The organism is Amycolatopsis sp. YIM 10, from assembly GCF_009429145.1.
GTDB lineage: Bacteria > Actinomycetota > Actinomycetes > Mycobacteriales > Pseudonocardiaceae > Amycolatopsis.
In genome coordinates, this window is the sequence record NZ_CP045480.1 from 5,728,956 (window position 1) to 5,746,959 (window position 18,004).

Annotated in this window: 15 protein-coding genes; 9 read left to right on the forward strand and 6 right to left on the reverse strand. The window is 72.2% G+C overall.

The window, feature by feature from the left end; translation table 11 throughout:
- Window positions 1-29: 29 nt before the first annotated feature.
- The 4 genes from YIM_RS27210 (at window position 30) to YIM_RS27225 (ending at window position 4,243) form a co-directional block, all read left to right on the forward strand.
- Complete coding sequence (locus YIM_RS27210) at window positions 30-926, forward strand: PAC2 family protein (protein ID WP_153033034.1); 897 nt, start codon at window positions 30-32, stop codon at window positions 924-926.
- A 32-nt stretch (window positions 927-958) separates the two neighbouring features.
- Window positions 959-2,065, forward strand: coding sequence for an MFS transporter (locus tag YIM_RS27215; protein ID WP_228004051.1), 1,107 nt, complete (start codon window positions 959-961; stop codon window positions 2,063-2,065).
- 94 nt (window positions 2,066-2,159) lie between these two features.
- Window positions 2,160-3,674: an MFS transporter gene (locus YIM_RS27220; protein ID WP_153033035.1), complete on the forward strand. Its 1,515-nt coding sequence runs from the start codon at window positions 2,160-2,162 to the stop codon at window positions 3,672-3,674.
- Window positions 3,671-4,243 carry a class I SAM-dependent methyltransferase gene (locus YIM_RS27225; protein WP_153033036.1) on the forward strand — a complete coding sequence of 191 codons (573 nt, stop codon included), beginning with the start codon at window positions 3,671-3,673 and terminating at the stop codon, window positions 4,241-4,243. The genes YIM_RS27220 and YIM_RS27225 overlap by 4 nt, the downstream gene beginning before the upstream one ends.
- A 61-nt stretch (window positions 4,244-4,304) precedes the next feature.
- On the opposite strand, the gene YIM_RS27230 is transcribed toward YIM_RS27225, so the two are convergent.
- Complete coding sequence (locus YIM_RS27230; protein ID WP_153033037.1) at window positions 4,305-5,243, reverse strand: alpha/beta hydrolase; 939 nt, start codon at window positions 5,241-5,243, stop codon at window positions 4,305-4,307.
- 84 nt (window positions 5,244-5,327) lie between these two features.
- Here YIM_RS27230 and YIM_RS27235 point away from each other — a divergent pair, with 84 nt between their 5' ends.
- From YIM_RS27235 to YIM_RS27245, 3 genes are all read left to right on the forward strand, one after another.
- The gene (locus YIM_RS27235; protein WP_153033038.1) at window positions 5,328-5,918 is read left to right on the forward strand and encodes a QsdR family transcriptional regulator; all 591 of its coding nucleotides are present in this window, start codon (window positions 5,328-5,330) and stop codon (window positions 5,916-5,918) included.
- 99 nt (window positions 5,919-6,017) lie between these two features.
- A complete protein-coding gene (locus YIM_RS27240; RefSeq protein ID WP_153033039.1) occupies window positions 6,018-7,571 on the forward strand; it encodes a class I adenylate-forming enzyme family protein in 1,554 nt (517 codons plus the stop codon).
- Window positions 7,568-10,045, forward strand: a complete 2,478-nt coding sequence (locus YIM_RS27245; RefSeq protein WP_153033040.1) for a LuxR family transcriptional regulator — start codon at window positions 7,568-7,570, stop codon at window positions 10,043-10,045. Before YIM_RS27240 ends, YIM_RS27245 begins: the two co-directional genes overlap by 4 nt.
- On the opposite strand, the gene YIM_RS27250 is transcribed toward YIM_RS27245, so the two are convergent.
- From YIM_RS27250 to YIM_RS27265, 4 genes are all read right to left on the reverse strand, one after another.
- Entirely contained in the window at window positions 10,032-10,700 is a 669-nt protein-coding gene (locus YIM_RS27250) for a triacylglycerol lipase (protein ID WP_153033041.1), read from the reverse strand. The genes YIM_RS27245 and YIM_RS27250 overlap by 14 nt on opposite strands.
- 79 nt (window positions 10,701-10,779) lie before the next feature.
- Window positions 10,780-11,604, reverse strand: coding sequence for a metallophosphoesterase (locus YIM_RS27255; RefSeq protein WP_153033042.1), 825 nt, complete (start codon window positions 11,602-11,604; stop codon window positions 10,780-10,782).
- A 5-nt stretch (window positions 11,605-11,609) separates the two neighbouring features.
- Window positions 11,610-12,809: an MFS transporter gene (locus YIM_RS27260; RefSeq protein ID WP_153033043.1), complete on the reverse strand. Its 1,200-nt coding sequence runs from the start codon at window positions 12,807-12,809 to the stop codon at window positions 11,610-11,612.
- The gene (locus tag YIM_RS27265) at window positions 12,806-13,393 is read right to left on the reverse strand and encodes a helix-turn-helix transcriptional regulator (protein WP_153033044.1); all 588 of its coding nucleotides are present in this window, start codon (window positions 13,391-13,393) and stop codon (window positions 12,806-12,808) included. The genes YIM_RS27260 and YIM_RS27265 overlap by 4 nt, the downstream gene beginning before the upstream one ends.
- A 205-nt stretch (window positions 13,394-13,598) precedes the next feature.
- Between YIM_RS27265 and YIM_RS27270 the strand changes: the two genes are divergently transcribed.
- Both YIM_RS27270 and YIM_RS27275 read left to right on the forward strand, forming a co-directional pair.
- Window positions 13,599-15,239, forward strand: a complete 1,641-nt coding sequence (locus tag YIM_RS27270; RefSeq protein ID WP_194239764.1) for an ABC-F family ATP-binding cassette domain-containing protein — start codon at window positions 13,599-13,601, stop codon at window positions 15,237-15,239.
- Window positions 15,239-16,741 (forward strand): ABC-F family ATP-binding cassette domain-containing protein, encoded by a 1,503-nt coding sequence (locus YIM_RS27275; RefSeq protein ID WP_153037287.1) that lies wholly within the window; start codon window positions 15,239-15,241, stop codon window positions 16,739-16,741. The genes YIM_RS27270 and YIM_RS27275 overlap by 1 nt, the downstream gene beginning before the upstream one ends.
- On the opposite strand, the gene mshC is transcribed toward YIM_RS27275, so the two are convergent.
- Complete coding sequence (gene mshC, locus YIM_RS27280) at window positions 16,721-17,959, reverse strand: cysteine--1-D-myo-inosityl 2-amino-2-deoxy-alpha-D-glucopyranoside ligase (RefSeq protein ID WP_153033045.1); 1,239 nt, start codon at window positions 17,957-17,959, stop codon at window positions 16,721-16,723. The genes YIM_RS27275 and mshC overlap by 21 nt on opposite strands.
- Window positions 17,960-18,004 lie beyond the last annotated feature (45 nt).

Sequence of the window (18,004 nt, forward strand, 5' to 3'; positions counted from 1 at the left end):
CGACCTCGGCCAGGTCGTAGGCTGGCACAGTGAGTGAGCCCGAACAGCCGAACAGCCCGCACGCCGAGCCGGCCCCGGAAGCCGCCGACGACGGCAAACCCGTCATGGTGGTCGCCTTCGAGGGCTGGAACGACGCAGGTGACGCGGCCAGTACCGCGATCGAGCACCTGCAGCTGAACTGGGACGCCACCCCGCTGGTCGAGCTCAATCCCGACGAGTACTACGACTTCCAGGTGAGCAGGCCCACTGTCCGCATGGTGGACGGGGTCACCCGAAGGGTGGAATGGCCGACCACTCGGCTGGCGGTATGCCACCCCGACGGCTTCGGCCGGGACGTGGTGCTGGTCCAGGGGCCGGAGCCGAACATGCGCTGGCGTGCCTTCTGCGCCGAACTGCTCGAGCACATGGAGCACCTCCAGGTGTCCACCGTGGTGACCCTCGGCGCGCTGCTGGCCGACACCCCGCACACCCGCCCGGTCCCGGTCACCGGCACCGCCTACGACGGCGCCGCCGCCGCGCGCTTCGGCCTGGAGCGCAACCGCTACCAGGGCCCGACCGGCATCGTCGGCGTGCTGCAGGACGCGTGCGTGCAGGCGGGCATCCCGGCGGTGTCGGTGTGGGCCGCGGTCCCGCACTACGTCTCGCACCCGCCGTCGCCGAAGGCCACCCTGGCGCTGCTGCACAAGCTCGAAGACATCCTCGACGTGGAGATCCCGCTCGGCGCCCTGCCCGAGCAGGCCGAGGAGTGGCAGCGCACGGTCTCGGAGATGGCCGACGAGGACGAGGAGATCCGCGACTACGTGCGCTCGCTGGAGGAACGCGACACCGAGCTGACCGTGGACGAGGCCAGCGGCGACAAGATCGCCGCCGAGTTCGAGCGCTACCTGCGGCGACGGCGTCCCGGCGGGCTCGACGGCCCGCGCTAGGTGGCCGTCGCGAAGCACCGCGCGAGCCGCGGTTGAGGTCCGGGTCACCGCGGCTGTACGGGGTCTATCTAGGCGGGCTGCTGGGGCCGTTCGGCGCGGGTGTGGTGGTGGCGATGCTGCCCGAACTCGCGGCGAGCTACGGCACCAGCCCGGCCGGGGCGGCCTCGTCGCTGACGGTCTACCTGGTGCCGTTCGCGGCCATCATGCTGGTCTCGGGCACGCTCGGTGAGCGCTGGGGCGTGGTCCGCACACTGCGGTTCGCCTACGCCGCCTACGCCGCGACCGCACTGCTGGCACTGGTCGCGCCCTGGTTCTGGCTGTTCCTGACGGCCCGCGGGCTGCAGGGTGCGGCGAACGCGTTCATCACCCCGCTGCTGCTCGCCCAGCTGGCCGCGGTCACCCCGCGTGACCGGCTGGGCCGGGCGCTCGGCCTGTTCGCCGCAATGCAGGCGCTCGGGCACACCACCGCGCCGCTGGTCGGCGGGCTGGCCGCGGAGCTGTCGTGGCCGTGGGCCTTCGCCGGGATCGCGGTCACCGCGCTCGCACTGGCCGCCGCTCCCCTGCCTGCCGATCCCGCGGCGGGCGAGCGCGTGGACTGGCGCTCGGTGGTCCGGCCGTCGGTGGTGCCGGGGGTGCTGGTGCTCGTCGGCTGGGGCTGCCTGTCCGGACTGTCCTTTTTGGTCGCCTTCCGGCTGGAGGACGTCTTCGAACTCAGCTCGGGGCCGCGCGGGCTCGCGCTGACCGTGTTCGGCGCGGCCGGTTTCCTCACCGCGCGCCTGAGCGGGGCCTACGCCGACCGGTTCGGGCCGGTGGCCGCGCTGGCCACCGGGCTGCTCGGCGGCGGGGCCGTGGTCGCGGTGCTCGGGCTGGCCGGTTCGCTGCCGGTGCTCGTCGCGGCCTGGGCGGCCGGGGGCGTGGTCGCCCAGCTGATCTCGGTCGGCACGAACACACTGGTGATCACCAGGGCGGGGGCGGCGCGCAACGGCGCGATCTCGGTGGTGCAGGCGCTGCGGTTCCTCGGCATGGCCTGCTCACCGCTGGCCTTCACCGGCCTCTACCACGCCGATCCGCGCCTGGCCTTCCTCGTGCCCGCCGCGGTGCTGGTGGCCGCCACCCCGATCCTGGTGCGGGCGCGGTGAGCGCCCCCGTCAGGGGTTGTCCGACTTGAGGATGACTTCGAATCCACCTTCACGCCGTCGTGCGAAACCACCGGGAGCAGCGAAGATGATCGACATGGGGAGGACAGAGGCGCTGGTGCGCCGTCGCTGGGCGGTGCTCGCGATCCTGTGCGCCAGCCTGCTGCTGGTCTCGATCGACGCGACCGTGCTGCACATGGCGCTGCCCGCGATCGCCGAGGACCTGCGCCCCGACGCCACCGAGCAGCTGTGGATCATCGCGGTGTACTCGCTGCTGGCCGCGCCGCTGCTGCTGGCCTTCGGCACGCTCGGTGACCACTACGGCAGGCGTCGCGTGCTGGTGCTCGGGTACGTGGTGTTCGGGCTGGCTTCGTTCGCCGCGGTGTTCGCGGTGAACGTGCCGATGCTGATCGCCGCGCGCGCGGTGCTCGGCGTCGGTGGCGCGATGATCATGCCCGCCACGCTGTCCATCCTGCGGCAGGCCTTTCCCGACCGGGCCGAGCGGCGCACCGCCATCGGCGTGTGGAGCGGGGTGGCCGGGTCCGGCGCGGTGCTGGGCCCGCTGCTCGGCGGTTTCCTGGTGCAGGAGTTCAGCTGGCACGCCGCGTTCGCCATCAACGTGCCGGTGATGCTGGCCGCGCTGCCGCTGACCTACTGGCTGATCCCGGAGTCGGCGGATCCGCCGGAGGGCAAGTGGGACCTGCTGAGCGCCGTGCTCGCGGCGGGCGGTGTGCTCGGCGTGGCGTTCGCGATCAAGCAGACCCCGCACGGCGGTTCGATGTCCGTGCTGGGTCCGGCGGCCGGGCTGGCCGGTGTGGTGCTGCTGGTGGTGTTCGTCCGGCGGCAGAAGCGGCTGGTGTCCCCGCTACTGGACCTCGCGTTGTTCCGGCGGCGCGCGTTCAGCGTGGCGGTCGGCAGCGTGCTGCTGGTGATGCTCTCGCTGGTCGGCCTCGGCCTGCTGTTCGCCCAGTACCTGCAACTGGTGCTGGCGCTGGAGCCGATGGAGGCGGCGCTGCGGCTGCTTTTTGTGATGGTCGCGGCGGTGGTCGGCAGTCTGGTCGCGGCGCCGCTGCTGCGCTGGTTCGAAGGCCGCGCGGTGACCGTCGCCGGGTTCGCCGTGGTCGGGCTGGCGCTCGGCGCGGCGGCGCTGTGGCTGGACACCGCGGAGAACCTGTGGCTGCTCGGGCCGGTGCTGGTCGCGGTCGGCTTCGGCATCTCGGTGGCGCTGACCGCCGCTTCCGACGCGCTGCTCGCCGCCGCGCCCGCCGAGCAGGCCGGTGCCGCGTCGGCGGTCGAGGAGACCGCGTACGAACTGGGCGCCGGGCTCGGCGTGGCGGTGCTGGGCAGCATCGCCGCCGGCGTCTACACCGCCGCTTTTCCCGCCGTCGCGGGAGTTCCGCCGCACGAAGCGGAACTCGCCGGGCGCGGGCTGACCGATGCGGCCGAGGCCGCGTCGGTACTTCCGGAGCCGGTCGCCGGGCAGCTGCTCGAAGCGGCGCGCGGCGCGTTCGTCGACGGCATGACCGTCGCGCTCGCCACCGGCTTTGTCACCTTCGCCGTCGCCGCCATCGCCGCGGCCCGGCTGCTACCGAAGACAGGAGTTCCACGATGACCACGACCGAGATCAGGGCGGGCTGGCGCACCCCGGCGGCGTTCTACCGGCTGATCAGCTCGCCGGCGCTGCGCGCGGCGTTCGGCTGGGACCTGCGCTCGCGCGACGTCCGCTGGGTGCGGCCGGTCGAGGGCATGACCTGCCTGGAGGTCGGCAGCGGCGGCGGGTTCTACACGAAGGCGCTGGCCGGGCACCTCGGCGCGGGCAGCGAACTGATCGCGCTCGACCCCGACGCGGGCAGCCTCGAAGTGCTGCGCGAGCGGCTGACCGGCGCGCCGGGCGCGCGGATGAGCTATCAGGCCGGTGACGGCTGCGCCCTGCCGCTGCCGGATTCCAGTGTGGACGCGCTGTTCTACGGCTACAGCCTGGAAGAGTTCAGCGACCCGCTCGCCGCGATCCGTGACGCGCACCGCGTGCTTCGCCCCGGTGGGCAGCTGGTCCTGTTCCTGTGGCGCCCGGTGATCGGGCGGCGCCGCCGGGAACCGGTGCTCAACCTGCTGGAGTCGACCTTCACCAGGGAGCGGGCTTCGGCTGGACCGCAGAACATCCGCCTGTCCTACCGGCGCTGACCGCCGGGCTCGCCAGGCGGAAGGCCGTGAGCGCACGCGCCCACGGCCTTCCCCGTCCGGCTCAGCCGTTGGGGCAGCTGCTCCGGAACTCTTCGACCAATGTGGACTTCGACGGGCCCGGGCAGAGGAACTGCTCGTACCGGGTGTCGTTGTCCACGAACCGCTTCAGCCACGAGATCATGTACTTCGCCTGCGTGGTGTTCGGCGTGTTCGGGAAGAAGTGGCTGGCGTTGTTCAGCTCCAGGTACGCCTTGTCCGGCGCACTGCTCAGCGAGGTGTAGAACGGCTCGGCGTGGCTGGCGACCGGGGCCACCGAGTCGGACTCGCCGCCGATGATGAAGGTGGGCACCTGGTCGGTGTTCCAGGTCTTGTCGGTGTTCCACGGCGCCAGCGGGATCGCCGCCTGCAGGCTCGGCCGCTTGACCGAGGCCTCCAGCGAGCCACCGCCGCCCATCGAGTGCCCGGCCACGGCCAGCCTCGACGGGTCGATCTTGCTGCGGACCGTGCTCGGGCTCTGCTGGGTCAGGTAGTCCAGCGCGGCCAGCAGCTGGTCACCGCGGCTGGCCGGCTGGTCGTAGATGGTGTTCGTGTCGATGGTGATCACCACGAACCCCTGTGAGGCCAGCCTGCGGCCCATCCACGAGATGCTGGACTGGGTGGCGGTGAACCCCGGCGAGATGGCGAGCGCGCCGTAGGTGCCCTCACTGGTGCTCGTCGGGTAGTAGATCGTGCCGCCACCGAATCCGCCGACCAGGCTCGACACGCTGCTCTCGGCGGTGGAGAACGGGCCGGTGGGGGCTTCGATGCTGGAGTTGGTCGGGGCGGGGCCGCGTTCGTAGGGGTTCTCGGCGGCGCCCGCGGCGGGGGCGGTGAACGCCGCGGCGCCCAGCGCGATGGCGAGGGCGGCACCGGTGAGTCGTCTGCGCACTTCGTTGTGCTCCTTCGGGGTGGAACGTGACGGACGGTGCTGACTCTGGCACCCGCCGCGCCCGCCCGGCATCGGTGAAATCGCCAGCCCGCCCCCGTGCCCGCCACCGTCCTCAACGGAGGCCTCCGCCCGCTCCCCCGGTTAGGCTTTCCGGTCGTGACCGCACCCGAGGACCTCGTCCGCCTGGCCGCGCGCAAGCTGGCACGCGGGGAACGGCTGGACCTTGGCGCGCTCGCCGCCGAGGCGGGCATCTCCAGGGCCACCCTGTTCCGCCGCGTCGGCAATCGCGAGGACCTGCTCGGCGACGCGCTCTGGCAGATGTCCGAGCGCACGCTGGCCAGGGCGGTCCGCCGCTGGGACGAGACCGAGGGCCCGGTGGTGCGCGACGCCGACGGCCGCCTGCGCTGCCTGACCGTGATGGGCTGGTACCGGTCCGACGTGGCCACCTCGCGCGGGCTGCACGTGCTGCTGGACAACGAGCCGACCACCGCGATCCGGGTGCTCACCGACCCGCACGGCCGGGTGCAGCCCAGGGTGATCGCCGCCTACCGCGAGCTGCTCGCCCGCGACGTCGCCGACGGCGGGTTCACCCCGGTGGTCGACCTCGACTCGCTCAGCTTCGCGTTGGTGCGTCTGGGCGAATCCTTCCTCTACTCGGACGTGGTCGCGGCCGGGAAGCCGAACCTGGAAGCGGCGGCCAAGCTGCTGGGAGTCCTCGTCGAGGGGGCTCCGGTCGCGGTCCGGTAGGCCGGGGCGGGTGGTTGTGAAACAGATCGCCGTGGTGTTTCATGCGGTCAGGCTCGTGTGTGCCTCCCCGGACGGCGTTGTCCACAAAGGAGTGTCTCCATGCCCGACACCTGGCTGCCCGGATTCGGCCCGTCGCTGGACTACCCCGAGGTGGGCGTGCCCGCCATCCTGGCCGGATCCGCCCGGCGGTTCGGCGATCGCGCCGCCTTCGTCCACGACGGCGAGTCGCTGAGCTTCCGCAGGCTCGGCCAGGGCGCCGCCGCCTTCGCCAACGGCCTGCTCGCCGACGGCCTCTCCCCCGGCGACCCGGTGGCCCTGCGCATGCCGAACTGCCTGGCCTACCCGGTCGCCTACTACGGCACGCTGCTGGCCGGTGGCACCTTCGTGCCGGTCAGCCCGCTGCTGCCGGAGCCCGCCGCGCAGGCCCAGCTGGCCGACGCGGGTGCGGTGCGCTCGATCACCGCCGCCGACGTGCCCGCCCTGTGCGCCGGGCAGAGCGAAGCGCCCCCGGAAATCGACCACCACGACCACTTGGCCCATCTCGCCTACACCGGCGGCACCACCGGCGTGTCGAAGGGCGTCGAGCTGCCACACCGGAACGTGGTGGTGAACTGCCTGCAGTACGCCTGCTGGGCGACCGGTTCGGTGCCCGCGCTGGACGAGCACGGCGGGCTGGTGCTCGACCAGGTCGGCAGCCCCGAGGAGTGGCCGACCCGGCTGGGCACCGGGATCGCGATCAACCTGACGCCGTGGTTCCACGCGATGGGCACGATCGGCGGGCTGAACGTGCCGGTGCTCAGCGGGACCACCGTCGTGCTGCACTCGCGGCTGGACCCGGCCGCCTACCTGGCCGACGTCGAACGCCTCGGTGTCACCTCGATGGGTGGCGCGCCCGCGTTGTTCGCCGCGCTGCTGGCCTGCCCGGACATCCGCACCAGGGACCTCAGCTCGGTCCGCTCGATCAGTTCGGGCGCCGCCCCGATGCCGCTGGAGATGATCCGGCGGCTCGGCGAGTTGCTGCCCGGCGCGCCGATCCTGGAGGGCTACGGCCTGACCGAGGTCACCATGGGCGCCACCAGCACCCCGTCGCACCGCTCCGGCCTGCACAAGGCGGGCGCGGTCGGGCGCCCGGTGTTCGACACCGAGGTCCGCCTGGCCTCACTCGACGGGGACGACACGCCGGTGCCGGCCGGGGAACGCGGGGAGGTCTGCGTCCGCGGCCCGCAGGTCATGCGTGGTTACCACAACCGGCCGGAAGCCACCGCCGAAGTGCTGCGGGACGGCTGGCTGCACACCGGCGACATCGGCGTGCTGGACGACGACGGCTACCTGTCCATTGTGGACCGCAAGAAGGACATGCTGCTGTACAAGGGATACAACGTCTACCCACGGGAGCTGGAGGAGCTGCTGACCGCGCTGCCGGAGGTGGCCGCGGCCGCGGTGGTCGGCCGCCCCGACCCGGCAGTTGGCGAGCTGCCGGTGGCGTTCGTGGTGCCCGCGAAGGCTTCGGTGTCCGACACCGAGGTGCTCGACGCGGTGAACGCGCAGGTGCCCGGCTACAAGCGGGTGCGGGAACTGCGGTTCGTGCCGGAGCTGCCGGTGTCCGCCGCCGGGAAGATCCTCAAGCGGGCCCTGCGCGAACAGCTGACATGACCGGCCCGCTCGGGCGGGAGCCGGAACTGGCGGTGCTCGGTGACCTGCTGGCCGCGGGCAACGGCGTCGTGCGGTTCACCGGCGCGCCCGGCATCGGCAAGACGCGGCTGGTGGACCACGCCGCGGCGGCCGGGCTCCGGCAACTCGGCGCGGCCGGTTCCCCGGCCGAGCGATCACTGCGGTTCGGTGCCCTGCACCGGTTCCTGCAGCCGGTCGCCGACCTTCCCGGCTGTCCGGAGGCGGTGCGCTCCGCGGCGGGCCGTGGTGGGCCGGAACCGGGTGATTTCCAGTTGTGCACGGCGTTTCACCGCCTTCTCGCCGGTCTCGGGCCGGTGCTCTGCTGGGCCGACGACACGCAGTGGTGGGACGAGGCGTCGCTGGCGGTGCTGGCGTTCGCGGCCCGGCGACTGGACGGGCTGGGCGTGGTGATGGTCTTCGCGAGCGGGCCGGGACCGTCCGGTCCGGACCCGGACCCGCTCGACGGCCTGCCCACCATCCGCCTGGCCCCACTCGACGACGTCGCGGCGGCGAGCCTGCTCCCGCCGGGATTGCCGCCGGACGAGCGAGCCCGGTTGCTCGCGCTCGCCGGTGGCAATCCGCGGGATCTGCTGGAACTGGCGGAGTCGGGCGGGGAAACGCTGCCCGAGGACGGTCACCAGCGCGCCGCCTATCGCCGCGTCTTCGACGGGCTTTCCCCTGGCGCACGGCAGTTCGTGCTGCTGGCGGCGTCGGAGTCACCGCTGAGCCAAGCCGAATTCGACCGGTGCGGTGTCCGAGCCCGCGACGAAGCGCTCGCGTCGGGACTGCTCGCGAGCCCGGCGGTGCGCGCCACGCTCCGCGAGGACGCCGCGCCCGCGATGGCCACCGCGCTCGCCGAAGCGGCCATGCGGTCGGGAATCACCGAAGAAGCCGTGCACGCCTTCGAACGCGCGGCGGAACTCGGCGAGGACGGTCCACAGTGGCTGATCCCGGCCGCGCGCGGGGCCTGGGAACTCGGGCACACCACCTGGGCGCGGAAGTTGCTGCGCCGCGCCGGGGACCGGCTGTTGCAGGGTGAGATCGAACTGCGCGACGGCGAACCGGCCGTGGCCGCACACGAACTGCTGACAGCGGCGGAAACCCTGCCACCCGCCGAAACCTCGGTCGCGCTGATGCTGGCCGGGGAAGCCCGCCGGATCAGCGGTGACCTCCGGGGATTCACCGCCATCGCCGCGCGCACCGCCCAGTTGGCCCGTACCTCCGACGCGCCACAGGTCCGGCTCGCCGCGGCGCATACGCGCGGGCTGGCCGCGACGTTCGCCGGCCGGCACGAAGAAGCGATCCCGGCGCTGGAGGAAGCGCTGCGGGTCGCGCCCGGTGACGTGCGAAGCCAGGTCTGGGCGGCCGAAGCGGCGCTCGCGCTGGGCCGGACGGCGCTCGCGCACGAGTACGCGGCGGCCGCGGTGGCCCGTGCGCGGATCGACGCGGTGACCACGCTGCCATGGGCGCTGATCCATCTCGGCATCTCCGCGGCGCTGCTCGACCGGCACCGCGCCGCCGTCGCCGCGGCCACCGAGGGACTGGCCGAAAGCGGTGGCCAGCGCACCTGCGCCGCGGAGAACCTGACCGTGCTGGCGCTGTCCGCCGCCCGGCTCGGTGACACCAAGGCCGCGCGGAAATGGCTCGACGAAGCCGATCTCGACCGCCGGTCGCTCGGCCGCCCGCGCGCGATCGCCGCGTGGGCCGAGGTGTGCGTCGACCTCGCCACCGACCGGCCCGCCGAAGCGCTGGCCCGGTTCCGCACGCTGTCCGCCGACACCGGGCACGCGCAACCGGCGATCGCCGTGCTCGCCACCCCGCTGCTGGTCGAGGCGGCGGTGCGCTGCGAGGAACCGGAGTACGCGGTGCGCGGGCTGCGCGTGCTCGACGGCTGGGCCGAAGCCACCGGCAGCGTGCAGTGGCGGGCGCTGGCCCAGCGGTGCCACGGCCTGCTCGCCCGCGACCCGGACACCGCCGACAAGCACTTCACCACCGCGGTGGATCTGCACCGGCTCGCCCGCACCCCGCTCGAACTGGCGAAAACCCAGCTGTGCCAGGCGATGCGCCTGCGCCGGGACCGCCGGTTCCGCGACGCGCGCGAACTGCTCGGCGACGCGGCCCGCCTGTTCGACCGGCACGGCGCCGAGTTCTGGGCCGGGCGCGCCCGCGCCGAACACCGCGCGGCCGGCGGTGCCCCGGCCGAACCGGCCGACGGCGACCTGCCCTCGCTCACCCCGCAGCAGACCCAGATCTCGCTGCTGGTCGCCGGCGGCAAGACCAATCGCGAGATCGCGCGGCGGCTGGTGATCAGCCACCGCACGGTCGACCACCACCTGCGCAACATCTACACCAAGCTCGGCGTCCGTTCCCGCGTCGAACTCGCCGCGCTGCTGGCGAAACGGGCCACGGCACCGCCGGGCGACGGCACCGGGCCCGGCTCGGTCAGGTTTTCATGAAGTTCGCGATGGCGTTCAGCACCGAGAGGTCGGCCAGGAAGCCGAGGTGCGTCTGGCAGGCCACGTTGTTGTTCGACGCACCGGAAAGCCGCGTGCTGGTGTAGGGCAGGATGATCCCGTCGCAGGCGGAGTACCAGGTCCCGTACTTGGTGCTGCCCGGTGTCTCGTCGCCGGAGGTGAGCTGGCCGATGAACGAGGAGCCGGGATACATCTGCTGGCAGGTCACGTAGATCAGGCAGGCCCCGGCGAAGGTGGTGCCGTGGTTCGCGCCCGCGATCGAGGCGAGGTGCGTGACGTTCGCGTTGCCGCCGAGCACCTTCAGGTAGTACTGGCTGACCAGCCCGCCCATGGAGTGGTTGACGATGCTGACCTGCGAAGCGCCGGTCTGCGACTTGACCTGGTTGACGTAGCTCGCCAGGCCCTGGGCGTTCTGCACGTTGTTGCCGTAGGAGTTGTACTCGTAGGCGAACAGCCTGCTGCTCGACCAGCCGGCGGCCTGGAACACCGAACGCGCGGTGACCCAGTTGGACGCGCTGCCGGTGTACCCGTGCACGAAGATCACCGGGGTGCTGGTCCCGGCGGTCGCGGCGGGCATCGGCGAGAAGAGCAGCAACGCGGCCAGCACGGCCGTGAGCATGCCGAAGAATCGACGCATGAATCCCTCCAGCGGTCGGAGAACGGACTCATGCAGCCTGACCGCCCGCGCGGCCGGTCAGCATCGGCGAAATCGCCGGTCAGAGCAGGCGGCGCACGGCGACGGGACCGCGTGCGCGCTTGCGCCATTCCCGCGGGTAGCCGAGCGAGACCTCTTCGAAGCGGACGCCGTCGGCCTGGGTGGAGCGCGGGATGTGCAGGTGGCCGTACACCGCGATCTCCGCGCGGAAGCGCAGGTGCCAGTCCTCGGTTTCGGTGGTACCGCACCACATCGCGAACTCCGGCCAGTACAGCGGCTCGGTCGGGTGGCGGTGCAGCGGCCAGTGCGACATCAGGATGGTCTTGCGGTCGTCCGGGATCTGCTGCAGCCGCTGCTCGGTCACCTTCAGCCGCTGCGCGCACCACTCCTGGCGCGTCGGGTACGGGTCCGGGTGCAGGAAGTACTCGTCGGTGCAGATGACCCCGGCCTCGCGCGCCTGGTCCATCGCCACCGACAGCGGCCGCCCGTGCGCGGCAGGCGTGCGCCAGCTGTAGTCGTAGAGCAGGAACATCGGCGCGATGGTCAGCGGCTCGCTCCCGTGCTCCCACACGGCGAACTCGTCCTCCGGGGTGAGCACGTCGATCTCCCGGCAGCGGCGGACCAGCTCGTCGTAGCGCGCCTGCCCGCGCAACTGCACCGGATCGCGGTCGGTGGTCCACAGCTCGTGGTTGCCCGGCACCCAGATCACCTTCGCGAACCGGTCACGCAGCATCTTGAGCGTCTTCATGATCGCCGGGACCTGCTCCCCGACGTCCCCGGCCACCAGCAGCCAGTCCTCCGGTCCGTCCGGCTGGATGGTGTCGACGACCTCGGCATTGCCTTCGTGGGTCACGTGCAGGTCACTGGTGGCGAAGAGGGTGGGCACGTCCCCTACGTTAGCGCCGGGTCGCGCCGCCGGGCCAAGCGCAGCAGCACCACCAGCCCGGCCGGCAGGAACAGGAACCCTTGAACGCCGAGCAAGAGCTCGAGCTCGATCCGGTCGGCCAGCGCACCGGCCACCTGCATGCCGACCGCCTCCGCCGCGGCCATCGCGGCGAACGCGGTGCTCAGCACCCGTCCGGTCAGCTCGGGCGGGGTCACCGTCTGGATCACCGACAGCATCCCGGACCCGACAAAAACCCCAGGTCCACCGGCCACCGCGAACAATCCGACAAAAACCGCCATGGACGTGGTCACGTGCGAGGTGTTCCAGATCAACGCCGAGTACAGGCCCATCACCAGCGCGCCCCAGCCGAGCAGTTTCGCCGGGTCGACCCGCCGCGCCACGGTGGCCACCAGCACTCCCGCGGCGAGGCCGCCGACGGCCTGGACCCCGCGCAGCAGTCCGGCGTCGGCCTCGTCCCCGCCCAGGGTCCGGAGCACAAAAACCAGGAAAAGCACCAGGAACATGCCCTGCGCGAGCTGCAGCAGGACCACCGCGACCGAAATGGTCCGCAGTGCCGGGTTGCGCCGGATCTCGGCCAGCCCGTCGACCCACTGCCGCAGCACGTGGGGCCGCTCCCCCGTGCCCGGCAGGTCGATCGCGAACCGCGGTGCGAACAACGCGGCGGCCAGCGCGAGCACCCCGGCGTAGACGGCCACCGTGACCCCGAGCCCGCCGGACGCCAGCAGCAGGCCACCGGCCCAGCCGCCCACCAGCCTGGCCACGTTCGCGTTCACGCTCATCAGCCCGTTCGCGCCGGTCACCCGGTCCGGGCCGACCACCTGCGGGACGAGCGCGTTGCGGGTGGGCTCGGCGATCGCGGCCAGCCCGGCCTGCGCCGCCATCACCACGTACAGCACGGCGACGTGCTCGGCCAGCAGCAGCGGCAACGCCACCGCGGCCTGCGCCAGCGAGACCGCGCACAGCACGCGGTGCCGGTTGCCTCGGTCGGCCAGCGGGCCGGCGATCGGGCTGATCACCACCGCCGGCACCAGTCCGATGATCATCATCACCGCGGTCGACGCCGCCGAACCGGTCAGCTGGTACATCGTCAGCGGCAGCGAGACCTGGAGGATCCACTCGGCGATCTCGGAGCACAGGGAAGCGGCCGACAGTCTGGCGAACTTGGGTTCCCGCAACAGGTTCACGCGCTCGGCTTCCCGTCCGCTTCGATCCGCGGGAACGCGCGGAAGCCGAAATGCACCGGCCGCGCGCCGGCGGGCGCGTCCTGGCGGATGGTGCCGACGTACGGCCGGATCAGCGCGTCCACCGCGGCGACCAGCTCGGTCAGCTCCGCCGCGGTGATCCGCAGGCCGTAGAAGTTGACCGCCGAGGCCTCCGCCCACTCGGGATCGTCGTGCTCGGCGGTGTCGAGATAGCGCTGGGTCAGCAGCTCCTCCTCGCGGAGTCCGGCGCCGAGCGCCGCGAGCTGGGCCGATCGGGTGGACGGCTCGTCGGCGAACTCGCCGAAGTCGAGGCCGACGTGCTTCGCCCGCCACGGCCGCTCGCGCCCGTCCCCGCCCTCGGCGCGCTCGACCAGGCCGAACTCGGCGAGCTGACGCAGGTGCCAGCTGCAGTTCGAGGCCGAGGACCCGATCGCGACCGCGCATTCGCTGGCCGTGCGCGGGCCGACCGACATCAGGTAGTTCAGCAACGCCGATCGCAGTGGATGCGCCAGTGCCTTGAGCAGCTCCACATCGCGGACGCGGGTGCGCGGCGGCAGCTCGGCCATCAGGCCTCCAGTCTGAAAGGAATATTTCGAAAGTTCTCTTTCAGAGTTGCACGTTCGCGGCCGGAAGAAAAGAGGGGGTTGCTAATCCAACTCAAGTTGCGTTAACCTCATCGCATCATGGACAACTGACACCAGCCCCCATCCGCGTCCGAGGCGTCCGAGCCCGGCGGGTGTTCCGTTCACTCACACGGGCCGGTGATGCTCCATGTCTATTTCCCTTTCCCTGCAAGCCAGGGATCTCACCTTCAGCTACGGCGACCGCGTCGTGTTCGACGGGCTCGACCTGACCGCGAGCGCCGGGCAGCGGCTCGGGCTGGTCGGTGAGAACGGCGTCGGCAAGTCCACCCTGCTGCGCCTGCTCGCCGGGCTCGAAGAACCCCACGCGGGCAGCGTGCGGCGCGGCGACGACCTCGGGTTCCTGTTGCAGGAACTGCCCTTTTCCGGCGACGCCCGGTTCGCCGACGTCATCGACGACGCGCTCCGCGAGATCCGCGAGGCCGCCGCCCGCCTCGACCGGCTCACCGAACAGCTGGCCGCGGCACCGGAGGACACCGAGGTGCTCGACGAGTACGGCCGGGTGCTGGACTGGGCGCAGGCACACGACCTGTGGGATGCCGACCGCCGGGCCAAGCTGGTCTGCGACGGGCTCGGCCTGGCCGGGATCTCCCCCGACCGGCCGCTCGGCACGCTCTCGGGCGGCCAGCGGTCGCGGCTGGGCCTGGCCGCGCTGCTCATCCGGCAGCCGGAGACCCTGCTGCTGGACGAGCCGACGAACCACCTCGACGACGCGGGAATGGAGTTCCTGGAACGCCATCTCGCCGCGCTGCCGGGGGTGATCGTGCTGTCCTCGCACGACCGCGTGTTCCTCGACGCGGTGTGCACCGACATCGTCGACCTCGATCCGGCGCTCGGCGGGCCGGCGCGGTACGGCGGCACGTATTCCGACTACCTGGTCGAGAAAAAAGCCGAGCGGGCGCGCTGGGCGCAGCGGTACGCGGAGGAACAGGATGAACTCAGGCAGCTGAAAGAGGCGGTCGCGGTGACCGCGCGCAACGTCGCGCACAACCGCCCGCAGCGCGACAACGCCAAGATGCTCTACGACTTCAAGGGCGGCCGCGTGCAGAAGCAGATCTCACGCCGGGTGCGCAACGCGCAGCTGCGCTACGAGGAACTGCGCCGCGACCAGGTCCGCAAACCGCCGGCACCACTGCGGTTCTCGGCGAACCTGACCGCGTCCGCGGCCGAGGACAAGCTCGCGCTGACCGCACGCGGCATCGAAATCCCCGGGAGGCTCCACATTGGACAACTCGATCTGGCCACCGATGACCGGCTGCTGATCACCGGCGGCAACGGCGCCGGGAAGTCCACCCTGCTCAACGTGCTGGCCGGGCGGCTGATCCCGGACCGGGGCACGGTCAGCGCCGGCCGCGGCCTCAAAATCAGCCTGCTGGAACAGGATGTCGCCTTCGCCGACCCGAGCCGGACCCCGCGCTCACTGGCGGACGCCCGCGGCACCGACGCCGGGGCCGCCGACGCCGCCACCGGGGCTCGTGCGCTGACCGAGCTGGGCCTGATCTCCCGCCGCGACCTGGACCGGCCGGTCGGGCAGCTGTCCGTCGGGCAGCGCCGCCGGGTCGCGCTGGCCCTGCTGCTCACCGAGCCACCGCACGTGCTGCTGCTCGACGAACCGACCAACCACATCTCCCTCACCCTGGCCGAGGAACTGTTCGCCGCACTGGGCACCGCGCCCGGCGCCGTGGTGATCGCCTCGCACGACCGCTGGCTCCGCCGTAGCTGGACCGGCCGGGAACTGAGGCTGCGCAACGGAAAGGAGGAAAGCGCTTGATAAGGACCGATATCGCGCAGCTGAGCCTGCACGGGGTGTCGAAGGGCTTTCCCGGCCACCGCGTACTGAACGACGTCACGCTCACCGTGCGACCCGGCGAACGCGCCGGGATCGTCGGGGAGAACGGCTCCGGCAAGTCCACCCTGCTCCGCCTGATGGCGGGCACGGCACGGCCGGATTCGGGTGAGGTCGGCGTCCGGTTCCCCGGTGGCGTCGGCTATCTCGACCAGGTGCTCGCGCTGCCGCCGGAGGCCACCGTGGCCGACGCGGCCGACAGCGCGCTGGCCGATCTCCGCTGGCTCGAAGCCGAACTCCGGCGTGCCGAGCGAAGTCTGTCCGAAGAGGACTTGCCGAGATATGGCGCGCTGCTGGCCGAATTCGAACGCCGCGACGGGTACACGGCGGACGCCAGGCTGGCGGAAGCCTTGGACGCACTCGGGGTTTCCGGGATCGCCCCGGACCGGCGGCTCGGTGAGCTGTCCGGTGGCGAGCGGGCCCGGCTGGCGCTGGCCGCGGTACTGGCCGCCGATCCGGAACTGCTGCTGCTCGACGAGCCGACCAACCACCTCGACGCGCGAGCGCTGGACTGGCTGGAGAACCGGCTGCGACGGCATCGCGGCACGGTGGTGGCCGTCTCGCACGACCGGCTGTTCCTCACCGCGATCACCACCACCCTGCTGGAGGTGGACTCCGGCGCGGTGCGGCGGTACGGCACCGGCTACGACGGTTACCTGGCCGAACGCCGGGCCGCCCGGCTGCGGTGGGAGCAGGCGTACGACGACTGGAAGGCGGAGATCGCGCGCTGGACCGAGTTCGCCGAGCACACCGCCCACCGGGTGGCCCCGGGACGGCCGATGGCCGACCACAACAAGTGCAAGTACAACGGGGACGGCCGCCGGGTGCAGCAATCGATCACCACCCGCACCCGCTCGGCCAGGGAACGGCTCACCAGGCTGCGGGCGAAACCGGTGCCGCGGCCGCCCGCCCCACCGCGGTTCACCACCAGCGCCCGGACCACCGGCACGCTGGACGGCCCGCTGCTGGAAGTGTCCGATGTGGACATACCAGGCCGGATCTCGTTGTCCGGGCTGAGCTTGCGGCCCGGTGACCGGCTCCTGGTCACCGGGCCGAACGGCGCGGGCAAGTCGAGCCTGCTGCGGGTGCTCGCCGGTGAGCTGGCACCGGGAGCGGTGCGGGCGCACGGGCGCGTGGGCTACCTGCCGCAGGACGAACCGGACAGTTCCGGTCCGCTCTCGGTCGGGCAGCGCAGGCGAGCCAGGCTGGCGCGCCTGCTGGAGAACCCGGTCGACGTGCTGCTGCTCGACGAGCCGACGAACCACTTCTCGCCGATGCTCGTCGAGCAGCTGGAGGCGGCGCTGCGCGACTACCGGGGCGCCGTCGTGACCGTTTCGCACGACCGGCTGTGGCAGCGCCGCTTCCGAGAAGCAAACAGCCGGGAGCTGACCGTCTCCGGCGGACGGTTACAGGGCGATCCCCAGTAGGGCGTCGACGGCGTCGCGCACCAGTCCGGGCGCGGCGCCGTCGGTCCCCTGCCGGGTCAGCGCCTCATCCGCCCAGGCGTCCACCGCGGCCAGCGCCTTCGGCGTGTCGAGGTCGTCGGCGAGGTGCTCGCGCAGCCGGTCCACGGTGCTCTCCGCGGCTGGGCCCGCGGGCAGCGAGATGGCCTCGCGCCACTTCGACAGCCGCGCTTCGGCGGTTTCGAGCACCTCGTCCGTCCACGAGCGGTCGGTGCGGTAGTGCCCGGCGAACAGGCCGAGCCGGATCGCGCCGGGGTCCACCTTGTCCGCCCGCAGCCGGGAAACGAAGACCAGGTTGCCCTTGGACTTCGACATCTTCTCCCCGTCGAGGCCGATCATGCCCGCGTGCACGTAGTGCCGGGCGAACGGGTGCTCGCCCGAGAGCGCCTCCGCGTGCGCGGCGCTGTACTCGTGGTGCGGGAAGGCGAGGTCGGAGCCGCCACCCTGGACGTCGAAGCCCATGCCCAGCCGGTTCACCGCGATCGCGCTGCACTCGATGTGCCAGCCGGGGCGGCCGGCCCCCAGCTCGGACTCCCACGACGGCTCACCCGGGCGCGCCATCCGCCAGAGCAGCGCGTCCAGCGGATCCCGCTTGCCGGCTCGGCCCGGATCGCCGCCACGCTCGGCGAAGAACTTCGCCATCGTCTCGGCGTCGTACCCGGACTCGTAGCCGAACCGGCCGCTGCCGTCCTTGGCGAAGTAGATGTCCGGGTACTCCGGGTCGTCCACCCGGTAGGCCAGCCCGCTGGCCAGCAGTTTCCCGATCACCTCGACGATCTCCGGAATGCTCTCCACCGCGCCGACGAAGTCGCGGGGCGGGAGCACCCGCAGCGCCTCCATGTCCTCACGGAACAACGCGGTCTCCCGCATGCCGAGCACCACCCAGTCGTCCTGGTCGCGCTCGGCCCGCTCGAGCAGCGGGTCGTCGATGTCGGTCACGTTCTGTACATAGTGGACCTCGTGCCCGGCGTCCAGCCACAACCGGTGCACCAGGTCGAAGGCCAGGTAGGTGGCCGCGTGCCCGAGGTGGGTGGCGTCGTACGGGGTGATGCCGCAGACGTACAGCCGGGCCGTCGATCCGGGCGCCGTCGGCCGCAACTGGCCGGTGGAGGTGTCGTGGAGCCGCAGTGGACGAGGGCTCCCAGGCACCCGGGGCACGTCGATCGAAGACCAAGTATGCATACGCACCAGCGTAAGCGCCCCGCCCGAGTGCTCTCCCGCCCGGTG

Coding starts and splice junctions, on each gene's coding strand:
- YIM_RS27220 (WP_153033035.1), top strand. CDS start 2,160: ATGGGGAGGACAGAGGCGCTGGTGCGCCGTCGCTGGGCGGTGCTCGCG.
- YIM_RS27225 (WP_153033036.1), top strand. CDS start 3,671: ATGACCACGACCGAGATCAGGGCGGGCTGGCGCACCCCGGCGGCGTTC.
- YIM_RS27230 (WP_153033037.1), bottom strand. CDS start 5,243: ATGCCGGGCGGGCGCGGCGGGTGCCAGAGTCAGCACCGTCCGTCACGT.
- YIM_RS27240 (WP_153033039.1), top strand. CDS start 6,018: ATGCCCGACACCTGGCTGCCCGGATTCGGCCCGTCGCTGGACTACCCC.
- YIM_RS27245 (WP_153033040.1), top strand. CDS start 7,568: ATGACCGGCCCGCTCGGGCGGGAGCCGGAACTGGCGGTGCTCGGTGAC.
- YIM_RS27250 (WP_153033041.1), bottom strand. CDS start 10,700: ATGCGTCGATTCTTCGGCATGCTCACGGCCGTGCTGGCCGCGTTGCTG.
- YIM_RS27265 (WP_153033044.1), bottom strand. CDS start 13,393: ATGGCCGAGCTGCCGCCGCGCACCCGCGTCCGCGATGTGGAGCTGCTC.
- YIM_RS27270 (WP_194239764.1), top strand. CDS start 13,599: ATGTCTATTTCCCTTTCCCTGCAAGCCAGGGATCTCACCTTCAGCTAC.
- mshC (WP_153033045.1), bottom strand. CDS start 17,959: ATGCATACTTGGTCTTCGATCGACGTGCCCCGGGTGCCTGGGAGCCCT.